Origin of the sequence: Levilactobacillus sp. FUA 3915 (assembly GCF_044053135.1) — a bacterium.
GTDB lineage: Bacteria > Bacillota > Bacilli > Lactobacillales > Lactobacillaceae > Levilactobacillus > Levilactobacillus lanxiensis.
The window spans coordinates 2,317,331-2,333,263 of record NZ_CP168704.1 but is presented as its reverse complement, the minus strand read 5'-3'; the positions used below and the strand labels follow the sequence as shown (position 1 = coordinate 2,333,263).

The window sequence follows — 15,933 nt, the reverse complement described above, 5'->3', positions numbered from 1 at the left end:
TTACGTAGCCAATTGCTGCTACTGCCCAATTTCTGATTTTTCAGTAATACACCAATTATCGCGGGTTCGTCTTGAAAATACAAGGGGCACGACTCAAAATAACGAAAAAGCTCAGGTACTGGCCACCCATAAATTTGCGCAAAAAAAGAGCCTAGGAAGTTATCCTAGACCCTTCAGTGGTTTATTTAACGGCAGCCTTCAAGGCGTCGACCTTGTCAAGGTGTTCCCATGGCAAGTCAATGTCCGTCCGACCAAAGTGACCGTACGCAGCGGTTTGCTTGTAGATTGGCCGCTTCAAGTCAAGCATCTGAATGATACCGGCTGGACGCAGGTCAAACAAGTCACGCACCGCAGCGTTCAACTTGCTTTCAGCGACGGTCCCGGTGCCAAACGTGTTGATGTAAACGGAAACGGGTTCCGCTACCCCAATGGCGTAGGCAATCTGGACTTCACACTTAGTCGCTAAGTCAGCAGCCACGATGTTCTTGGCAATGTACCGTGCAGCGTAACTAGCTGAACGGTCAACCTTGGTGGCATCCTTCCCAGAGAAAGCCCCACCACCATGATGAGCAGCCCCACCATAGGTATCAACGATGATCTTCCGACCCGTCAACCCGGCATCGCCTTGAGGACCCCCGATAACGAAACGACCGGTTGGGTTGATGAAGTACTTCGTCTTGTCATCCAACAACTCAGCTGGAATCACTGGCTTGATGACTTGGTCGATAACGTCTTGGCGAATCTGATCCAAGGTCACGTCAGGATCGTGTTGGGTACTCAGCACAACGGTGTCGACCCGCAATGGGCGTTCGTTATCATCGTATTCAACCGTCACTTCAGCCTTGGCATCTGGCCGCAGGTAGTCAATGACGTTGGTCTTCCGCAGCATGGCAATCCGCCGCATCAACGCATGACTCAGTTCAATTGGTAAAGGCATTAATTCAGGGGTTTCGTTAACGGCATAGCCGAACATTAACCCCTGGTCACCGGCACCAATCTTGTCTAATGGATCTTCGTCACCTTCACGCGTTTCCAAAGAGTCATCGACCCCTTGCGCAATGTCAGGTGATTGTTCATCGATGGCCACGAGGACGGCACAGTTATCGCCGTCAAACCCGTATTGACCGTCCGTGTAGCCGATTTCCTTGATGGTTTGGCGAACCACCTTTTGGATATCAACGTAGGCCTTGGTTGAGATTTCACCAAAGACCAGGACGAGGCCAGTCGTGACGGACGTTTCGCAGGCAACCCGTGAATCTGGATCTTGTTGCAGCATCGCATCTAAGATAGCGTCACTGATTTGATCGGCGATTTTGTCGGGATGACCCTCAGAAACGGATTCCGAAGTAAATAAATGTCTTTCTTGCAATGGATATTCCCCCTAGATAGTGTTGACGGCGAGTTGACCGATAATCTCGACGCCATTCGGTTACAAGGCAGCTTCACAAGGTCCGTGAATCCTATCGGGAATTGACTCATAACTCAAGAATTTTAACACAAATCCGGCCGACTTAAAAGGAAGCCGCCAAAAAATCCGTAAACAATCGTTGACCAACGGCCCATTTATCACTAAGATAAAAGGCAATACTATAACCAGTCGAAACGGAGCGATTCCATGACCACTCTCATGGCCTTCTTCAAAAACCGAACGGTCCAACAGCTGTTCTGCTTCACAATTTGTCAAAATATTCTTTGGTGGTTAGCCGGCGCGACCACCAGCACGGGCACGCCTTTGGGCACGGACGTTAAGCTCTATCTTGCCGGCTACGGTATCCTAGTTGCTGCGGGTATCTTCCTATTATTGAAACGCCACTTTCAGTCACACATCGGCCCGATTCTGGTGGTCGCCGCGGCAACTCTCGGCATCTTAGCGGCACCCAACGATCACTTGGTCCAGGCCTTCGCTCTCTTGTTGTGCGTCTTCCTAGTCCTTGCCTGCATCCCCCAGTTGGGCCTGCAATCGACATACGGCCTGATTGTCTTCAGTGTCTTGGCCGGCTACGGGGTGCCCGTCTTGCTCTTCTTCCTGCGTAACCACTACCTCGCCGTCCAATTCTTAACCCCGCTGATTCCCCTGATGGCCAGTTACCTGACCTTCTTCGAACCTTATTATTTAACGGGCGAACGGGATTGGCGGTTGACCCTGATTACACCGGTAATTTTTGTGCTCTCACTAGTGGTTCTCGGCTTCACCTGGCGCCTAATCCCCCTCATCCTCATCGTGGCTGCCCATTGGTGGCTGCAGCCCCGCCTCAGCGTACGTTACCGGCTGGTCTTCTCGGGACTATGTCAGTTGCTCGCCGGCATTTTGATTCTTCGTTAACTATTTGTTAGCTTGACTGTTTAGCCACAGAGTTTTAAAGTTTCGCTAAACCCAAGCAAACACACTACCGTTTGCCGATTAAACCGTGCTAGAATGAGGCATCATCTAGTAATGGAGGAACCAAAATGACGGAAATCAAAGTGATTGGCGACATCCTGAGTGGCAAGTTTCAACCCGCCCTCACTGGCAACCGAATCGTGGATGCAGCTCTGATTGATCACTTTTGTCAAAACTTAGCGGTGGCTTTGGGACTGCCCCAAACTACCGTGCACGCAGAACACCATTGGGACCTCACGATTGCGCCGGAGCCCATCTACCTGGTTGACGACCACATCCTAGCCGTCACCACGCATCTCCGGGGCCTGAACAATGTGATTGCCGTCGCCCATAAGGACCTCTTACGGGGCCAAATCACGGCGACACAGCAAGCACTCACCAATCGTTTGTCACTACACTCGACCGCCAATTAACCTGTCCAACCACAACTTGTGATTGGGCATTTTTTGTTGCCTTTCTACTACTATGTAAGCGCCTGGAAGTTTCTCCAGAGCTCTGATACTCAGGTAAAGTCGCGAATTCTGAATAATTTTTGACTAAACCAAACCGTTTCCTCTTCCAAGCGTTTCTGCAACGTCATGAGGCCATCGGTCAGCTCAACCGGCTTGCCCGCCACGTAGAACTGTTCCTTGTCCCAGAAGAGGTGGCCGTTTTGCAGTGAAAATGTCCGCCGAATCCGGCAATCCAAGCGACCATACGTCAACGTCTCCACGACGGTCCCCTTTTTAAGGTCTTCGCAATCCATCCGCGTCAGTTCGTCGCCAGAATAGGCGTGCTTTCTGTGAGACTCACGGTCCCAAATTTCTAACTGGTAGGTCGCATCGACCGCGTCTCGGAGGAACCGCCCCGTCGTGCTCAGGAAATCCATGCGGTAGTGGGTTAGGTCGCTGATATCAATATAGAACAGGTGATTCTGTTGATAAAAGGCTAGGGAAACATGCAAGGTTTTTTCGACTTGCCTGGAAATTGCATGGTAAGCGTGCTGTATTTCAAAGAAATGTTCAACCGCATCACGTTCATCGCCTTCCAACGACCGATATAATTCGGAATTAACGAGGTCACGTACTTCTTGGTACGCCTGTGACTCATCTTCCGTCTTGAACATTTCCATAACTATTGTTCCTCCTGGTGGTACCTTTAGTTACAGGCCTTCCACGCCTATTAATGTAACACGTGCGTTTCCAGATTAACAGTCTTTATTATTAATAAGCCGTAATTTCAGCTAAATCCTTCGAAATTTGACTTGTCATTTAATAAAAAACAGTCTAAACACTAGTCGTACCAGTGAGTCCAGTCGTTTTTAACTATTTCACGTTTACCCGGACCTAGTTGTTGATTCTCACAAACCACAATCTAGATCATCCAAGCAATCGACCTTGCCTTTTCGTCCCCCGCTAGGTATAGTGAGAGCAGTCACAGAGGAGGAATTTATCATGGCAGATATTTTAGTTACAACAACGGAACGCATCCCTGGCCAGGAGTACCAGGTCATCGGCGAAGTCTTTGGGTTAACCACGCAGTCCAAGAACGTGATTCGTAACATTGGGGCATCCCTGAAGAACGTGGTCGGTGGTGAAATCAAGGACTACACGAAGATGTTGGACGAAGCACGGAACGTCGCGGTTGATCGGTTAAAGCAAAATGCCGCCAACATGGGGGCAGATGCTGTGGTCATGATGCGGTTTGATTCTGGGTCCATTGGCACCGATATGCAATCAGTCGCCGCATACGGCACGGCGGTCAAATATTTGTGATTTCTGACTAGTATAACGGTTATCTTGTACGCAATGTTCGTTACACTTCCATATTTTTGTTGAGATATCCAACAAAGCCCGGTAGAACAGTCGTTGAAAACGATTGCTTCTACCGGGCTCTTTTTTTGCGCGCAATTCGGTCAATGACCAACCAAATCGCAGTGGGCTTTGTGGCCACAAAGCCCATTGTGTAACCATTTATCCCCACACAATCGCCTAAATGGTACAAGTCCTAGCCACATCAACAATATTGTCCCCTAGAAACTGTCCACCCCACCAGATGTGTCCGTCCAACTCTTTTCGTTCTCGTTCTATACTAACCATAGTCAATAAGATAGTAAGCAATTGAAATGCAAATCATTCGGATTTAAAAGAAAGCAGGTATTCAAAATGTTAAAGAAAATTGTTAAATGGACCGTCTTAGTCATCGCCACTCTGGTTGTTACCTTAGCCACTTGCAGCTCAACCATCTTCGCCGCAGCTACCAGCGAACCAACACCTTCTTGGGGCAGTTGGGACCAAACCACTATTACATACAAAACGAGCAACACGTCTTCTTACTACAAGAGTGTTTGGAAGAACGCCGTTAAGCGTTGGAACAAAGTTGGCGTTGTTCAATTAAAAGCCGCTAAGGGCGACGAAAAGGCCGACATCACCTTGACCTCTTCCCAATCCTTAAGCACTAAGAGCGGCAAGTTAGCCGGTTACACCAACTACTCTTACTTAAACAAGGGTAACGACGATAACAAAATCGTTTCCGCTAAGTCCACTTTGAACCGTAGCCTATTAACCAAGTACGGTTACACCAAGAACCAACGGACGAACGTGGCTACCCACGAAATTGGCCATGCACTTGGCTTAAGTCACTCTGCTAGCAAGGCCAGCGTGATGTACGCTTCCGATCGTTACGCCTCCATCGACCACCAAGACAAGGTCGGTTTACAAGACGCTTACAACGATTAATCATTCGCAACTATCTCAACATTGACGAATACCTGCAAAACCCTAGCCGCCGGTCCAGCTAGGGTTTTTCTTTTGCCTAAAATTTGGGCACTAGGCGCCCGTCTAAGCGCCCTACGCTCCCAGCTTAATCCGCAGACGAAAAGCGAGCCAAGATTGCCAACACGCAATCTTAGCCCGCTTATTTCGTTTATCTGCTTCACACTCACCAATAGTTTAATTACCCCCTGCGGATAAGGTATTTAATCTAACCCCCAGTGGTCATGTGGGTTCGAAACCCACCTCCGGCATAAGAATTGTCTATCTATATGTAACCCTGAACTGACGCTTATTCACCGTCTGCCTTCAAACAGCAAAAACCACGTCCAACAGACACGGACGTGGTTTCTCTAATTACTTCATATGAATTGCAAACTGTGGGTGCCGGTTCGCAATCTTCGAGACATGTACGGACTTGCCAGCCTCTTCAATCAGTTTGCCCTTCCCAATCGCCATGGCAACGTGATACGTATATTTCTGCCCAGCAATCTGCCAGAACAACAGATCACCCTTCTTAGCATGCCGAACGGCGACGTGCTTGCCTAACTTCTGCTGCACGCCAGTCATGCCACCAATATCACGGTGCTCAACATCCAGATAGACCTGATCAACGAATGAGGCACAATCTAAGCCACCGAAGGCATCACGACCAGCATACCGGTAAGGTACCCCGAGATAACGCTTAGCATCCGCAATCAGACGACTAGTTCGCTTCCCCTTAGTGGGTACAGCCCGTTTAAACGTCCGGTTAGCCTTAGCGCTCGTTGCTTTGCCATTTAGATTTACCTGACCCGAATTTAAATGAACTGTCAGCGTCTGTTTCTGATAGGTAAAGAGCAGATTACCCTTCTTGGAGTAATGCAGCTTCACCGGCCGCTTACCGGCATAGATTGTCGTCCCATGTCCCCGACCAAACTCATGGTAGGCAACCAAGTAGTTGCCATAAACAGTCTGATCATTGTACGCATAAAGTTTCCCATTGCGTAAGGTCCGGACATTGATCCAGTGACTCGCATAATGCGTAAAATGCTGACCTTGTGGTTTAGCATAGAACATCAAGCTCGCATTACGAATTTTCCCCTTAGCTGTTTGCGTCACGTAAACGGACTTGTAGCGGCTAATCTTCCGGTCATAGGTCTTGGTCGCATCTAATCGCTCATGCGTTGAGAAGTACCCTTCCCGGGCGAACATAGAGTTGTAACTCGCCTGAGCACCCACCTGAGCCAACTGCCAGCCAACGAAACATCCTGCAAGGACCAAGGCCACTTGCCACCATCTTTTTTGCACAACTAACATCCCTAACATCTGAATTTTGACTTCAGGTTTAAGGATATTGCCAATCAAAAGTGGGAACAAACAGAGAATGCCTTGTAAAACACCTTAAAAACTGCACAAAAAAAGCCATCGCCTAATGCGATGACTCCCGAGATGAATCTTCTTATACCGGAGGTGGGGTTCGAACCCACACGACCTCAACGGTCACTGGATTTTGAGTCCAGCGCGTCTGCCAGTTCCGCCACTCCGGCAAAAAAATGCTGATTGGATACACCCAGTCAAAGGTGGTAATCGGATTTGAACCGACGATGAAGGTTTTGCAGACCTCTGCCTTACCACTTGGCTATACCACCATAATCGCCTATCCAATCTGATTGGACCAGCTGAATAAATCAAGATGCCCCAATCTAGGGCGGTATGTGGGAATCGAACCCACGCGTGCCGGAACCACAATCCGGTGTGTTAACCACTTCACCAATACCGCCATTACATTACAAACAGGGATAGTAGGAGTTGAACCCACATCGACGGTTTTGGAGACCGTTGTTCTACCATTGAACTATATCCCTATGATGGTGGGGAGTGGATTCGAACCACCGAACCCGAAGGAGCGGATTTACAGTCCGCCGCGTTTAGCCAGACTTCGCTACCCCACCATGAATGGCGCGGGACGGAATCGAACCGCCGACACATGGAGCTTCAATCCATTGCTCTACCAACTGAGCTACCGAGCCATACCATCATGTAATATATGTTTGCTGTGTATTAAATTGTTAATAACATAACAACGGTCCGTACGAGACTCGAACTCGTGATCTCCTCCGTGACAGGGAGGCGTCCTAACCAACTGGACCAACGGACCATAATTAAAGTGTTATGCTATCTAATGGAGGATACAGGGCTCGAACCTGTGACCCTCTGCTTGTAAGGCAGACGCTCTCCCAACTGAGCTAATCCTCCAAAAATGACCCGTACGGGATTCGAACCCATGTTACCGCCGTGAAAGGGCGGTGTCTTAAACCACTTGACCAACGGGTCATACTATTTAAACGGAGAGTGAGGGATTCGAACCCTCGAAACAGGTTAGTACCCGTTTACAGCATTTCCAATGCTGCTCCTTCAGCCACTCGGACAACTCTCCATTATAAAGCTCCGGCAGGCGGGCTCGAACCGTCGACAACCTGATTAACAGTCAGGTGCTCTACCAACTGAGCTATGCCGGAATAATCGCGTAGCAACGTCCTATCCTCGCAGGGGGCGATCCCCCAACTACTATCGGCGTGCTGAAGCTTAACTTCCGTGTTCGGCATGGGAACGGGTGTATCCTTCAGGCTATCGCCACTACACTATGAAAGAACTTCTTCTCTCAAAACTAGATATCATCAAATTATTTTCTATTGAGAACACCACGTTTTTCAACTTGGTTAAGTCCTCGACCGATTAGTACTGGTCCGCTTCACGTCTCACAACGCTGCCACTTCCAGCCTATCTACCTGATCATCTCTCAGGGGTCTTACTTCCATATAGGAATGGGAAATCTCATCTTGAGGCGAGTTTCACACTTAGATGCTTTCAGCGTTTATCTCATCCATACATAGCTACCCAGCGATGCGCCTGGCGGCACAACTGGTACACCAGAGGTATGTCCATCCCGGTCCTCTCGTACTAAGGACAGCTCCTCTCAAATTTCCTACGCCCGCGACGGATAGGGACCGAACTGTCTCACGACGTTCTGAACCCAGCTCGCGTACCGCTTTAATGGGCGAACAGCCCAACCCTTGGGACCGACTACAGCCCCAGGATGCGATGAGCCGACATCGAGGTGCCAAACCTCCCCGTCGATGTGGACTCTTGGGGGAGATAAGCCTGTTATCCCCAGGGTAGCTTTTATCCGTTGAGCGATGGCCCTTCCATACGGTACCACCGGATCACTAAGCCCGACTTTCGTCCCTGCTCGACCTGTCTGTCTCGCAGTCAAGCTCTCTTCTGCCTTTACACTCAATGAATGATTTCCAACCATTCTGAGAGAACCTTTGGGCGCCTCCGTTACTTTTTAGGAGGCGACCGCCCCAGTCAAACTGCCTACCTGACACTGTCTCCCACCACGATAAGTGGTGCGGGTTAGAGTGTTCACACAGCGAGGGTCGTATCCCACCAGCGCCTCACTCGAAACTAGCGTTCCGAGTTCTACGGCTCCGACCTATCCTGTACAAGCTGTGTCAACACCCAATATCAAGCTACAGTAAAGCTCCATGGGGTCTTTCCGTCCTGTCGCGGGTAACCTGCATCTTCACAGGTAATATAATTTCACCGAGTCTCTTGTTGAGACAGTGCCCAGATCGTTACGCCTTTCGTGCGGGTCGGAACTTACCCGACAAGGAATTTCGCTACCTTAGGACCGTTATAGTTACGGCCGCCGTTTACTGGGGCTTCATTTCTGGGCTTCGCCGAAGCTAACTCATCCACTTAACCTTCCAGCACCGGGCAGGCGTCAGCCCCTATACGTCATCTTACGATTTTGCAGAAACCTGTGTTTTTGATAAACAGTCGCCTGGGCCTTTTCACTGCGGCTACACTTGCGTGTAGCACCCCTTCTCCCGAAGTTACGGGGTCATTTTGCCGAGTTCCTTAACAAGAGTTCACTCGCTCACCTTAGGATACTCTCCTCGACTACCTGTGTCGGTTTGCGGTACGGGTAATTAATTACTAACTAGAAGCTTTTCTCGGCAGTGTGACATCTGGCACTTCCCTACTAAAATTCGGTCCTCGTAACGCCTTGTCCTTAGCAATAAGCATTTAACTCATCACCAGACTTGACGCTTGAACGCACATTTCCAATCGTGCGCATACCATAGCCTGCTGCGTCCCTCCATCGTTCAAACATAATTAACTAGTACAGGAATATCAACCTGTTATCCATCGCCTACGCTTCTCAGCCTCGGCTTAGGTCCCGACTAACCCTGGGAGGACGAGCCTTCCCCAGGAAACCTTAGTCATTCGGTGGATCAGATTCTCACTAATCTTTCGCTACTCATACCGGCATTCTCACTTCTAAGCGCTCCACTAGTCCTTACGATCTAGCTTCATTGCCCTTAGAACGCTCTCCTATCACGTGACCTAATGGTCACATCCATAATTTCGGTAACATGCTTAGCCCCGGTAAATTTTCGGCGCAGGATCACTCGGCTAGTGAGCTATTACGCACTCTTTAAATGGTAGCTGCTTCTGAGCCAACATCCTAGCTGTCTATGCAACTCCACATCCTTTTCCACTCAGCATGTATTTAGGGACCTTAATTGATGGTCTGGGCTGTTCCCCTTTCGACGGTGGATCTTATCACTCATCGTCTGACTCCCGGATATAAATCAGTGGCATTCGGAGTTTATCTGAATTCAGTAACCCATGACGGGCCCCTAGTCCAAACAGTGGCTCTACCTCCACGATTCTTAATTCCGAGGCTAACCCTAAAGCTATTTCGGAGAGAACCAGCTATCTCCAAGTTCGTTTGGAATTTCACCGCTATCCACACCTCATCCCAGCATTTTTCAACATACACGGGTTCGGTCCTCCAGTGCGCTTTACCGCACCTTCAACCTGGACATGGATAGGTCACCTGGTTTCGGGTCTACATCAATTTACTGAAACGCCCGTTTCAGACTCGCTTTCGCTACGGCTCCGGTCTTTACACCTTAACCTTGCAAATTAACGTAACTCGCCGGTTCATTCTACAAAAGGCACGCTATCACCCATTAACGGGCTCTAACTAATTGTAGGCACATGGTTTCAGGAACTATTTCACTCCGCTTCCGCGGTGCTTTTCACCTTTCCCTCACGGTACTGGTTCACTATCGGTCACTAGGGAGTATTTAGCCTTGGGAGATGGTCCTCCCGGTTTCCGACCACGTTTCACGTGTGTGGCCGTACTCAGGATCCTGAACTGAGGGTCAACGATTTCATCTACGGGGGTATCACCCGCTATGCCACGCCTTCCCAGACGTTTCGATTATCATTGACTTTGGTAACTCAAATGTTCAGTCCTACAACCCCAACAAGCAAGCTTGTTGGTTTGGGCTATTCCCCGTTCGCTCGCCGCTACTTAGGGAATCGATTTTTCTTTCTATTCCTGTGGGTACTTAGATGTTTCAGTTCCCCACGTCTGCCTCAATTCAAGTATGTATTCCCTGAATTGTAATAGTCGGTTAAAACTACTGGGTTTCCCCATTCGGAAATCTCCGGATCAAAGCTTACGTACAGCTCCCCGAAGCATATCGGTGTTAGTCCCGTCCTTCATCGGCTCCTAGTACCAAGGCATCCACCATGCGCCCTTCATAACTTAACCTAACGATTACTTCGTAATCGTTGATTAATTGAGTATTAGCGATAAAAACTAATTAAAAACTCAAAAAAATTCGCAGTGTTCTCGGTTTAATTATTAATAAAAATAATTATTAGAAAATATTTGATAATATCTAGTTTTCAAAGAACAAATTCCTTGATGCTTTCGCATCAATGGAGAATAGCGGGATCGAACCGCTGACCCCCTGCTTGCAAAGCAGGTGCTCTCCCATCTGAGCTAATTCCCCAAAATGATGACCTTGCGGTCAATGGGCATAAATGGACTCGAACCATCGACCTCACGCTTATCAGGCGTGCGCTCTAAACCAGCTGAGCTATACGCCCAAAATCATTCAGTAGAGAGGTAAGCCTCTCAAAACTGACCATTGTTTCGACAAAGTATGTGTAGCCTCCGTATATTCCTTAGAAAGGAGGTGATCCAGCCGCAGGTTCTCCTACGGCTACCTTGTTACGACTTCACCCTAATCATCTGTCCCACCTTAGACGGCTGACTCCCGAAGGTTATCTCACCGGCTTTGGGTGTTACAAACTCTCATGGTGTGACGGGCGGTGTGTACAAGGCCCGGGAACGTATTCACCGCGGCATGCTGATCCGCGATTACTAGCGATTCCAACTTCATGTAGGCGAGTTGCAGCCTACAATCCGAACTGAGAACGGCTTTAAGAGATTAGCTTAGCCTCACGACTTCGCAACTCGTTGTACCGTCCATTGTAGCACGTGTGTAGCCCAGGTCATAAGGGGCATGATGATTTGACGTCATCCCCACCTTCCTCCGGTTTGTCACCGGCAGTCTCACCAGAGTGCCCAACTTAATGCTGGCAACTGATAATAAGGGTTGCGCTCGTTGCGGGACTTAACCCAACATCTCACGACACGAGCTGACGACAACCATGCACCACCTGTATCCATGTCCCCGAAGGGAACGTCCTATCTCTAGGATTTGCATAGTATGTCAAGACCTGGTAAGGTTCTTCGCGTAGCTTCGAATTAAACCACATGCTCCACCGCTTGTGCGGGCCCCCGTCAATTCCTTTGAGTTTCAACCTTGCGGTCGTACTCCCCAGGCGGAGTGCTTAATGCGTTAGCTGCGGCACTGAAGGGCGGAAACCCTCCAACACCTAGCACTCATCGTTTACGGCATGGACTACCAGGGTATCTAATCCTGTTCGCTACCCATGCTTTCGAGCCTCAGCGTCAGTTACAGACTAGACAGCCGCCTTCGCCACTGGTGTTCTTCCATATATCTACGCATTCCACCGCTACACATGGAGTTCCACTGTCCTCTTCTGCACTCAAGTTACCCAGTTTCCGATGCACTTCTCCGGTTAAGCCGAAGGCTTTCACATCAGACTTAAGAAACCGCCTGCGCTCGCTTTACGCCCAATAAATCCGGACAACGCTTGCCACCTACGTATTACCGCGGCTGCTGGCACGTAGTTAGCCGTGGCTTTCTGGTTAAATACCGTCAACTTCTGAACAGTTACTCTCAGAAGTGTTCTTCTTTAACAACAGAGTTTTACGAGCCGAAACCCTTCTTCACTCACGCGGCATTGCTCCATCAGACTTTCGTCCATTGTGGAAGATTCCCTACTGCTGCCTCCCGTAGGAGTTTGGGCCGTGTCTCAGTCCCAATGTGGCCGATTACCCTCTCAGGTCGGCTACGTATCATTGTCTTGGTGGGCCTTTACCTCACCAACTAACTAATACGCCGCGGGATCATCCAGAAGTGATAGCCGAAGCCACCTTTCAAACAAGAACCATGCGGTTCTTGTTGTTATACGGTATTAGCACCTGTTTCCAAGTGTTATCCCCTGCTTCTGGGCAGATTTCCCACGTGTTACTCACCAGTTCGCCACTCGCTTCAATGTTAAAATCAGTGCAAGCACGTCATTCAACGGAAGCTCGTTCGACTTGCATGTATTAGGCATGCCGCCAGCGTTCGTCCTGAGCCAGGATCAAACTCTCATCTTAAAGATGATGCTTGAATAGCTCATCGATTGTTGTTACTTTTTGTTATAAAAGCGAATTGACTTCGCAAATATTGTTTGGGTTTGATACCAAGTATCAAACCGCCCTACACATATTTGGTTTGTCGAAACAATGTTCAGTTTTCAAAGGTCTACCAAGTTATCATAAGAAGCAAGTGCTCCGTGACAACTTTTAAAGTATATCATGCTGTCAAAATCATGTCAACAAGTTTTTAAACATCTTTTTGAATAAATATTGATGTTTACTGCAACTAATTGAATAAATATTCTCAACAACGATTACTACTATATCAAGAATTGCCAAGACCGTCAAGCCTTTTTTTCAATTACTTGAATCTCGTTTCATCCTTGCCGATGCAACGCTTGTTTGCGTTTCTGACAACAAAAAATAGTTTACCAATATCCACGCCATTGGTCAAGGGCAAAATGAATATTTACTGAAATTATTTTCATTCCCGGCTACGCATCCCCACCACTTCACCTAAAGCTCTCGGCCACGTCGCACCGTTATCAATCGAATCGGTCTAGCCACAACCCTCTTAAACAGAAAAAGAGTTCCAACCACTCACTAGGAGTAGTCGAAACTCTTCATTGAAGCTTATTTCAATTCTGGTGCGTCTGTCTTGTACGTAGTTGTCTTACCCTTGTTCTTAGCCAAGGCACTCGTCTTCTCCTGTTTTTCCGCCTCAGCAAGTTTAGCCATTGCTGGTTTGTACTTATAGGTAAAGTCTGTCTTGTTGACCTTGGTAAAGTTCTTTGGTGTATAGAAACGCAAGAGGTCGCCATAGATGACCCGGTCGGATAAAGAAAGCTCCGTCGTCACGTGGTTCTGCATCTGATCGACGACTTTCTTCTGTGCTGCCGTCAATGTGAGGACTTTCCCCGTCTTAGTATCGTAGACAGTCCCCCCTATCTTGGCATACTTCGGTGAAATGAAGTTCCCATTTCTAAAGGCGACGGTCTGGTTACGATTCTTCGCTAACAGGTCTTGCCCAAATTGGATCGTATCGGTGTTCTTCACCCCGAGCAGATCCAGCAAGGTCGGTAAGACATCGATTTCCCCACCATACGTGTGGTTGATGCCCCCCTTGAGTCCCGTGGCGTGAATCATGAATGGCACCTTCTGGAACTGGGTCAAGTCAAAGTTTGTGACCTTACTCTTCCCCAGTAACTGGGCAATCGCTGGCCGGTGATTATTAGAAATCCCATAGTGATCCCCATAGGCAACGATGACACTATTCTTATACAGACCGACCTTCTTCAGATACGTCAGGAACTCAGCAAATGACTGGTCCAAATAGTGTGCCGTCTGAACGTAGGGGTCCACGGTCTTATCCCCTGTTTTGGTTGCCGGGAAATCCGTGTTCTTCTTATCTAACTCGTATGGGTAGTGGTTAGTCAGCGTGATCAGCTTGGCATAGAACGGTTGTGGTAACTGTTCGATGTACTTCGCGGACTGTTCAAAGAAGATCTTATCCTTTAACCCATAGCCGACAGAGTACCCAGGCTTCTCCGTATAGTAGCTAGAACTGAAGAAATACTGGTAACCCCAGGACTTGTACGTGTTGTCCCGGTTCCAGAAGCTTGGCACATCCCCATGGAATGCTGCCGTACTGTACCCCGCCTCTTGACTCAGGATAGCCGGTGCCGCCTGGAACGTGTTTTGCGTCCCATAGGTGGTCATCGCCGACCCCTGTGGTAACCCAAACAACGAGTTTTCCAGCATCATTTCAGCATCAGAGGTCTTCCCCTGCGCCACTTGATTATAGAAGTTATCAAATGAGAGGGTATTCTGATTATGGTAGAACTTATTCAGCGTGGGGGTAACTTCCTTCCCATCGACCTTATAGTCGAGCAGAAACTGTTGGAAACTCTCCAAGTGAATCACAAACACGTTCTTGCCCTTTTCCTTGCCGTAATACGACACGTTGGGACTCACGCGGTTTTGCTTCAGGTATTTCAGCACACTCTTCATGTCACTGGCATTGGCGCTCGCCCGGGTGGCACTTTCCTTCTGCGTCTGGTACCCGTTAAAGGCCGCATATTCATTCAGCCCCAGGTACTTGACGATGTAGTTGTTGTCAAATGTCCGCGTCAGCAGGCCAGAACGGTCCGCATTGGCCATGCCAAATTCGGCAAACATCAGCCCAAACGACAGTACCGTGATTGATAACGCGTACCGCCGTTTGAACGGCCGCGGGTCGATCCGAATGACGTGGGTCACCAGCAACCCGATTAAAACGATAATATCGATATACACAAAGAAATCATACAGATGGGTAATCTGTGCCATACTCTTCCCCAAGTTGTTCCCAACATCGCTCGACCCCTTCATGATTCCGAAGGAGAGGAAGTCTGAGAATTCTCGGTAATACAGCACGTTCGCAAATATCCAGGTCGATTCCAGGACATTAATGATCATCATTAGCCAATAGGCTAACCGTCCCCGGAAATACAGGGCAATGCCGAAAATCAGTAGCGCCGCTGGAACGGGGTTAATGAACAGCAGAAACTGTTGAACACTCCCCTTTGCCCCCAGCGTGAACTCGGTTTGATAGGCAATGTAAGTCTTTACCCAAAATAGAACGATGGTCAACAGGAAAAAGCCCATGCGGGTGTTTATCCAGTTCATCTTTCGTTTAAAAAAATTCGCCATGAGACAGCCTCCACAAAATAGTTAACATCACTACAGTATAACGAATACTAGCGGGGTTTCAATCTGATTAAGGAACCTTTGAAAAAATTCAAGTTTTGCTCATGTTTCCGTCACAACTTAACGGGATTCGCGCACCGTTCTGGGACCAACCAGTCGGTCGTCAGCCGTGTAACCGCCACCATATTTTTATTTAAAAAAAACAAAACTATGTTCACCATAGTTTTGTTATTAATTATCCGTCAATAAATCAAACAATTCGATAGCTACTAAATCAATGTTATCAAATTCAAAAGTCGTTTCCGGATTGTGTTCGGTTAACGTGTACGTGTGGGTCAATTGGTTAAATACGACCGTTGCTTGTTCCACGCCTTCTTTTTCAAAACGACGGGGTTGTGGCTCGTCGGTAGCATCCTCCTGCATCGCTTTTAAACGATTGATGATGCCAATCAGTTGAGATTCTTCCATGGTTGGTCCCCTTTCTAGCTTTCACTATGATTTTACCAAACTTAAGCCACTATGGCACG

9 protein-coding genes, 13 tRNA genes, 3 rRNA genes and 1 riboswitch are annotated in these 15,933 nt (G+C 48.4%); of the genes, 4 read left to right on the top strand and 21 right to left on the bottom strand.

Annotated elements, in window-relative coordinates:
• Positions 1-181: 181 nt before the first annotated feature.
• A complete protein-coding gene (metK, locus tag ACEPST_RS10845; protein WP_204121985.1) occupies positions 182-1,369 on the bottom strand; it encodes a methionine adenosyltransferase in 1,188 nt (395 codons plus the stop codon).
• A riboswitch (SMK box riboswitch) is annotated at positions 1,367-1,486 on the bottom strand. (Overlaps the previous gene by 3 nt.)
• 129 nt (positions 1,487-1,615) lie before the next feature.
• On the opposite strand from metK, the gene ACEPST_RS10840 reads away from it, so the two are divergent.
• Positions 1,616-2,323, top strand: a complete 708-nt coding sequence (locus tag ACEPST_RS10840; RefSeq protein ID WP_204121984.1) for a hypothetical protein — start codon at positions 1,616-1,618, stop codon at positions 2,321-2,323.
• Between the two features lie 125 nt (positions 2,324-2,448).
• Positions 2,449-2,793: a hypothetical protein gene (locus tag ACEPST_RS10835; RefSeq protein ID WP_204121983.1), complete on the top strand. Its 345-nt coding sequence runs from the start codon at positions 2,449-2,451 to the stop codon at positions 2,791-2,793.
• An 89-nt stretch (positions 2,794-2,882) separates the two neighbouring features.
• On the opposite strand, the gene ACEPST_RS10830 is transcribed toward ACEPST_RS10835, so the two are convergent.
• Complete coding sequence (locus ACEPST_RS10830) at positions 2,883-3,491, bottom strand: hypothetical protein (protein ID WP_204121982.1); 609 nt, start codon at positions 3,489-3,491, stop codon at positions 2,883-2,885.
• Positions 3,492-3,810: 319 nt separating this feature from the next.
• Here ACEPST_RS10830 and ACEPST_RS10825 point away from each other — a divergent pair, with 319 nt between their 5' ends.
• Together ACEPST_RS10825 and ACEPST_RS10820 are read left to right on the top strand one after the other, a co-directional pair.
• Positions 3,811-4,134 carry a heavy metal-binding domain-containing protein gene (locus ACEPST_RS10825; RefSeq protein ID WP_203640171.1) on the top strand — a complete coding sequence of 108 codons (324 nt, stop codon included), beginning with the start codon at positions 3,811-3,813 and terminating at the stop codon, positions 4,132-4,134.
• A gap of 390 nt (positions 4,135-4,524) precedes the next feature.
• Positions 4,525-5,097, top strand: a complete 573-nt coding sequence (locus ACEPST_RS10820) for a matrixin family metalloprotease (RefSeq protein ID WP_203645846.1) — start codon at positions 4,525-4,527, stop codon at positions 5,095-5,097.
• A gap of 390 nt (positions 5,098-5,487) precedes the next feature.
• Here ACEPST_RS10820 and ACEPST_RS10815 read toward each other — a convergent pair whose 3' ends face one another.
• The 19 genes from ACEPST_RS10815 to ACEPST_RS10725 all read right to left on the bottom strand — a co-directional run bounded on the left by ACEPST_RS10815 (position 5,488) and on the right by ACEPST_RS10725 (position 15,874).
• Positions 5,488-6,420 carry a C40 family peptidase gene (locus ACEPST_RS10815; protein ID WP_204121981.1) on the bottom strand — a complete coding sequence of 311 codons (933 nt, stop codon included), beginning with the start codon at positions 6,418-6,420 and terminating at the stop codon, positions 5,488-5,490.
• A 154-nt stretch (positions 6,421-6,574) separates the two neighbouring features.
• Positions 6,575-6,659 (bottom strand) — tRNA-Leu (locus ACEPST_RS10810).
• 31 nt (positions 6,660-6,690) lie between these two features.
• A tRNA-Cys gene (locus ACEPST_RS10805) sits at positions 6,691-6,761 on the bottom strand.
• A 58-nt stretch (positions 6,762-6,819) separates the two neighbouring features.
• A tRNA-His gene (locus tag ACEPST_RS10800) sits at positions 6,820-6,892 on the bottom strand.
• Positions 6,893-6,906: 14 nt separating this feature from the next.
• A tRNA-Trp gene (locus tag ACEPST_RS10795) sits at positions 6,907-6,977 on the bottom strand.
• 4 nt (positions 6,978-6,981) lie between these two features.
• Positions 6,982-7,064, bottom strand: a tRNA-Tyr gene (locus ACEPST_RS10790).
• Positions 7,065-7,069: 5 nt separating this feature from the next.
• Positions 7,070-7,142, bottom strand: a tRNA-Phe gene (locus ACEPST_RS10785).
• A gap of 54 nt (positions 7,143-7,196) precedes the next feature.
• Positions 7,197-7,270 (bottom strand) — tRNA-Asp (locus tag ACEPST_RS10780).
• A gap of 25 nt (positions 7,271-7,295) precedes the next feature.
• Positions 7,296-7,368, bottom strand: a tRNA-Val gene (locus ACEPST_RS10775).
• A gap of 5 nt (positions 7,369-7,373) precedes the next feature.
• A tRNA-Glu gene (locus ACEPST_RS10770) sits at positions 7,374-7,446 on the bottom strand.
• A 12-nt stretch (positions 7,447-7,458) separates the two neighbouring features.
• Positions 7,459-7,549 (bottom strand) — tRNA-Ser (locus ACEPST_RS10765).
• A 9-nt stretch (positions 7,550-7,558) separates the two neighbouring features.
• A tRNA-Asn gene (locus ACEPST_RS10760) sits at positions 7,559-7,631 on the bottom strand.
• Between the two features lie 6 nt (positions 7,632-7,637).
• A 5S ribosomal RNA gene (rrf, locus tag ACEPST_RS10755) occupies positions 7,638-7,754 on the bottom strand.
• A 74-nt stretch (positions 7,755-7,828) separates the two neighbouring features.
• Positions 7,829-10,747, bottom strand: a 23S ribosomal RNA gene (locus tag ACEPST_RS10750).
• A gap of 171 nt (positions 10,748-10,918) precedes the next feature.
• Positions 10,919-10,991: transfer RNA gene (locus tag ACEPST_RS10745), tRNA-Ala, on the bottom strand.
• Between the two features lie 22 nt (positions 10,992-11,013).
• Positions 11,014-11,088 (bottom strand) — tRNA-Ile (locus ACEPST_RS10740).
• Positions 11,089-11,170: 82 nt separating this feature from the next.
• Positions 11,171-12,736, bottom strand: a 16S ribosomal RNA gene (locus ACEPST_RS10735).
• The 16S, 23S and 5S rRNA genes sit together here with 13 tRNA genes alongside, the layout of an rRNA operon.
• 615 nt (positions 12,737-13,351) lie before the next feature.
• Complete coding sequence (locus ACEPST_RS10730; RefSeq protein WP_395390801.1) at positions 13,352-15,409, bottom strand: LTA synthase family protein; 2,058 nt, start codon at positions 15,407-15,409, stop codon at positions 13,352-13,354.
• Positions 15,410-15,637: 228 nt separating this feature from the next.
• Entirely contained in the window at positions 15,638-15,874 is a 237-nt protein-coding gene (locus tag ACEPST_RS10725) for a YkuJ family protein (RefSeq protein WP_125574787.1), read from the bottom strand.
• Positions 15,875-15,933: the final 59 nt, after the last annotated feature.

Excerpts from the sequence above, each read along its gene's own strand:
- ACEPST_RS10730 (WP_395390801.1), bottom strand. The coding sequence starts at position 15,409 with ATGGCGAATTTTTTTAAACGAAAGATGAACTGGATAAACACCCGCATG.
- ACEPST_RS10725 (WP_125574787.1), bottom strand. The coding sequence starts at position 15,874 with ATGGAAGAATCTCAACTGATTGGCATCATCAATCGTTTAAAAGCGATG.
- ACEPST_RS10830 (WP_204121982.1), bottom strand. The coding sequence starts at position 3,491 with ATGGAAATGTTCAAGACGGAAGATGAGTCACAGGCGTACCAAGAAGTA.
- ACEPST_RS10840 (WP_204121984.1), top strand. The coding sequence starts at position 1,616 with ATGACCACTCTCATGGCCTTCTTCAAAAACCGAACGGTCCAACAGCTG.
- ACEPST_RS10820 (WP_203645846.1), top strand. The coding sequence starts at position 4,525 with ATGTTAAAGAAAATTGTTAAATGGACCGTCTTAGTCATCGCCACTCTG.
- ACEPST_RS10835 (WP_204121983.1), top strand. The coding sequence starts at position 2,449 with ATGACGGAAATCAAAGTGATTGGCGACATCCTGAGTGGCAAGTTTCAA.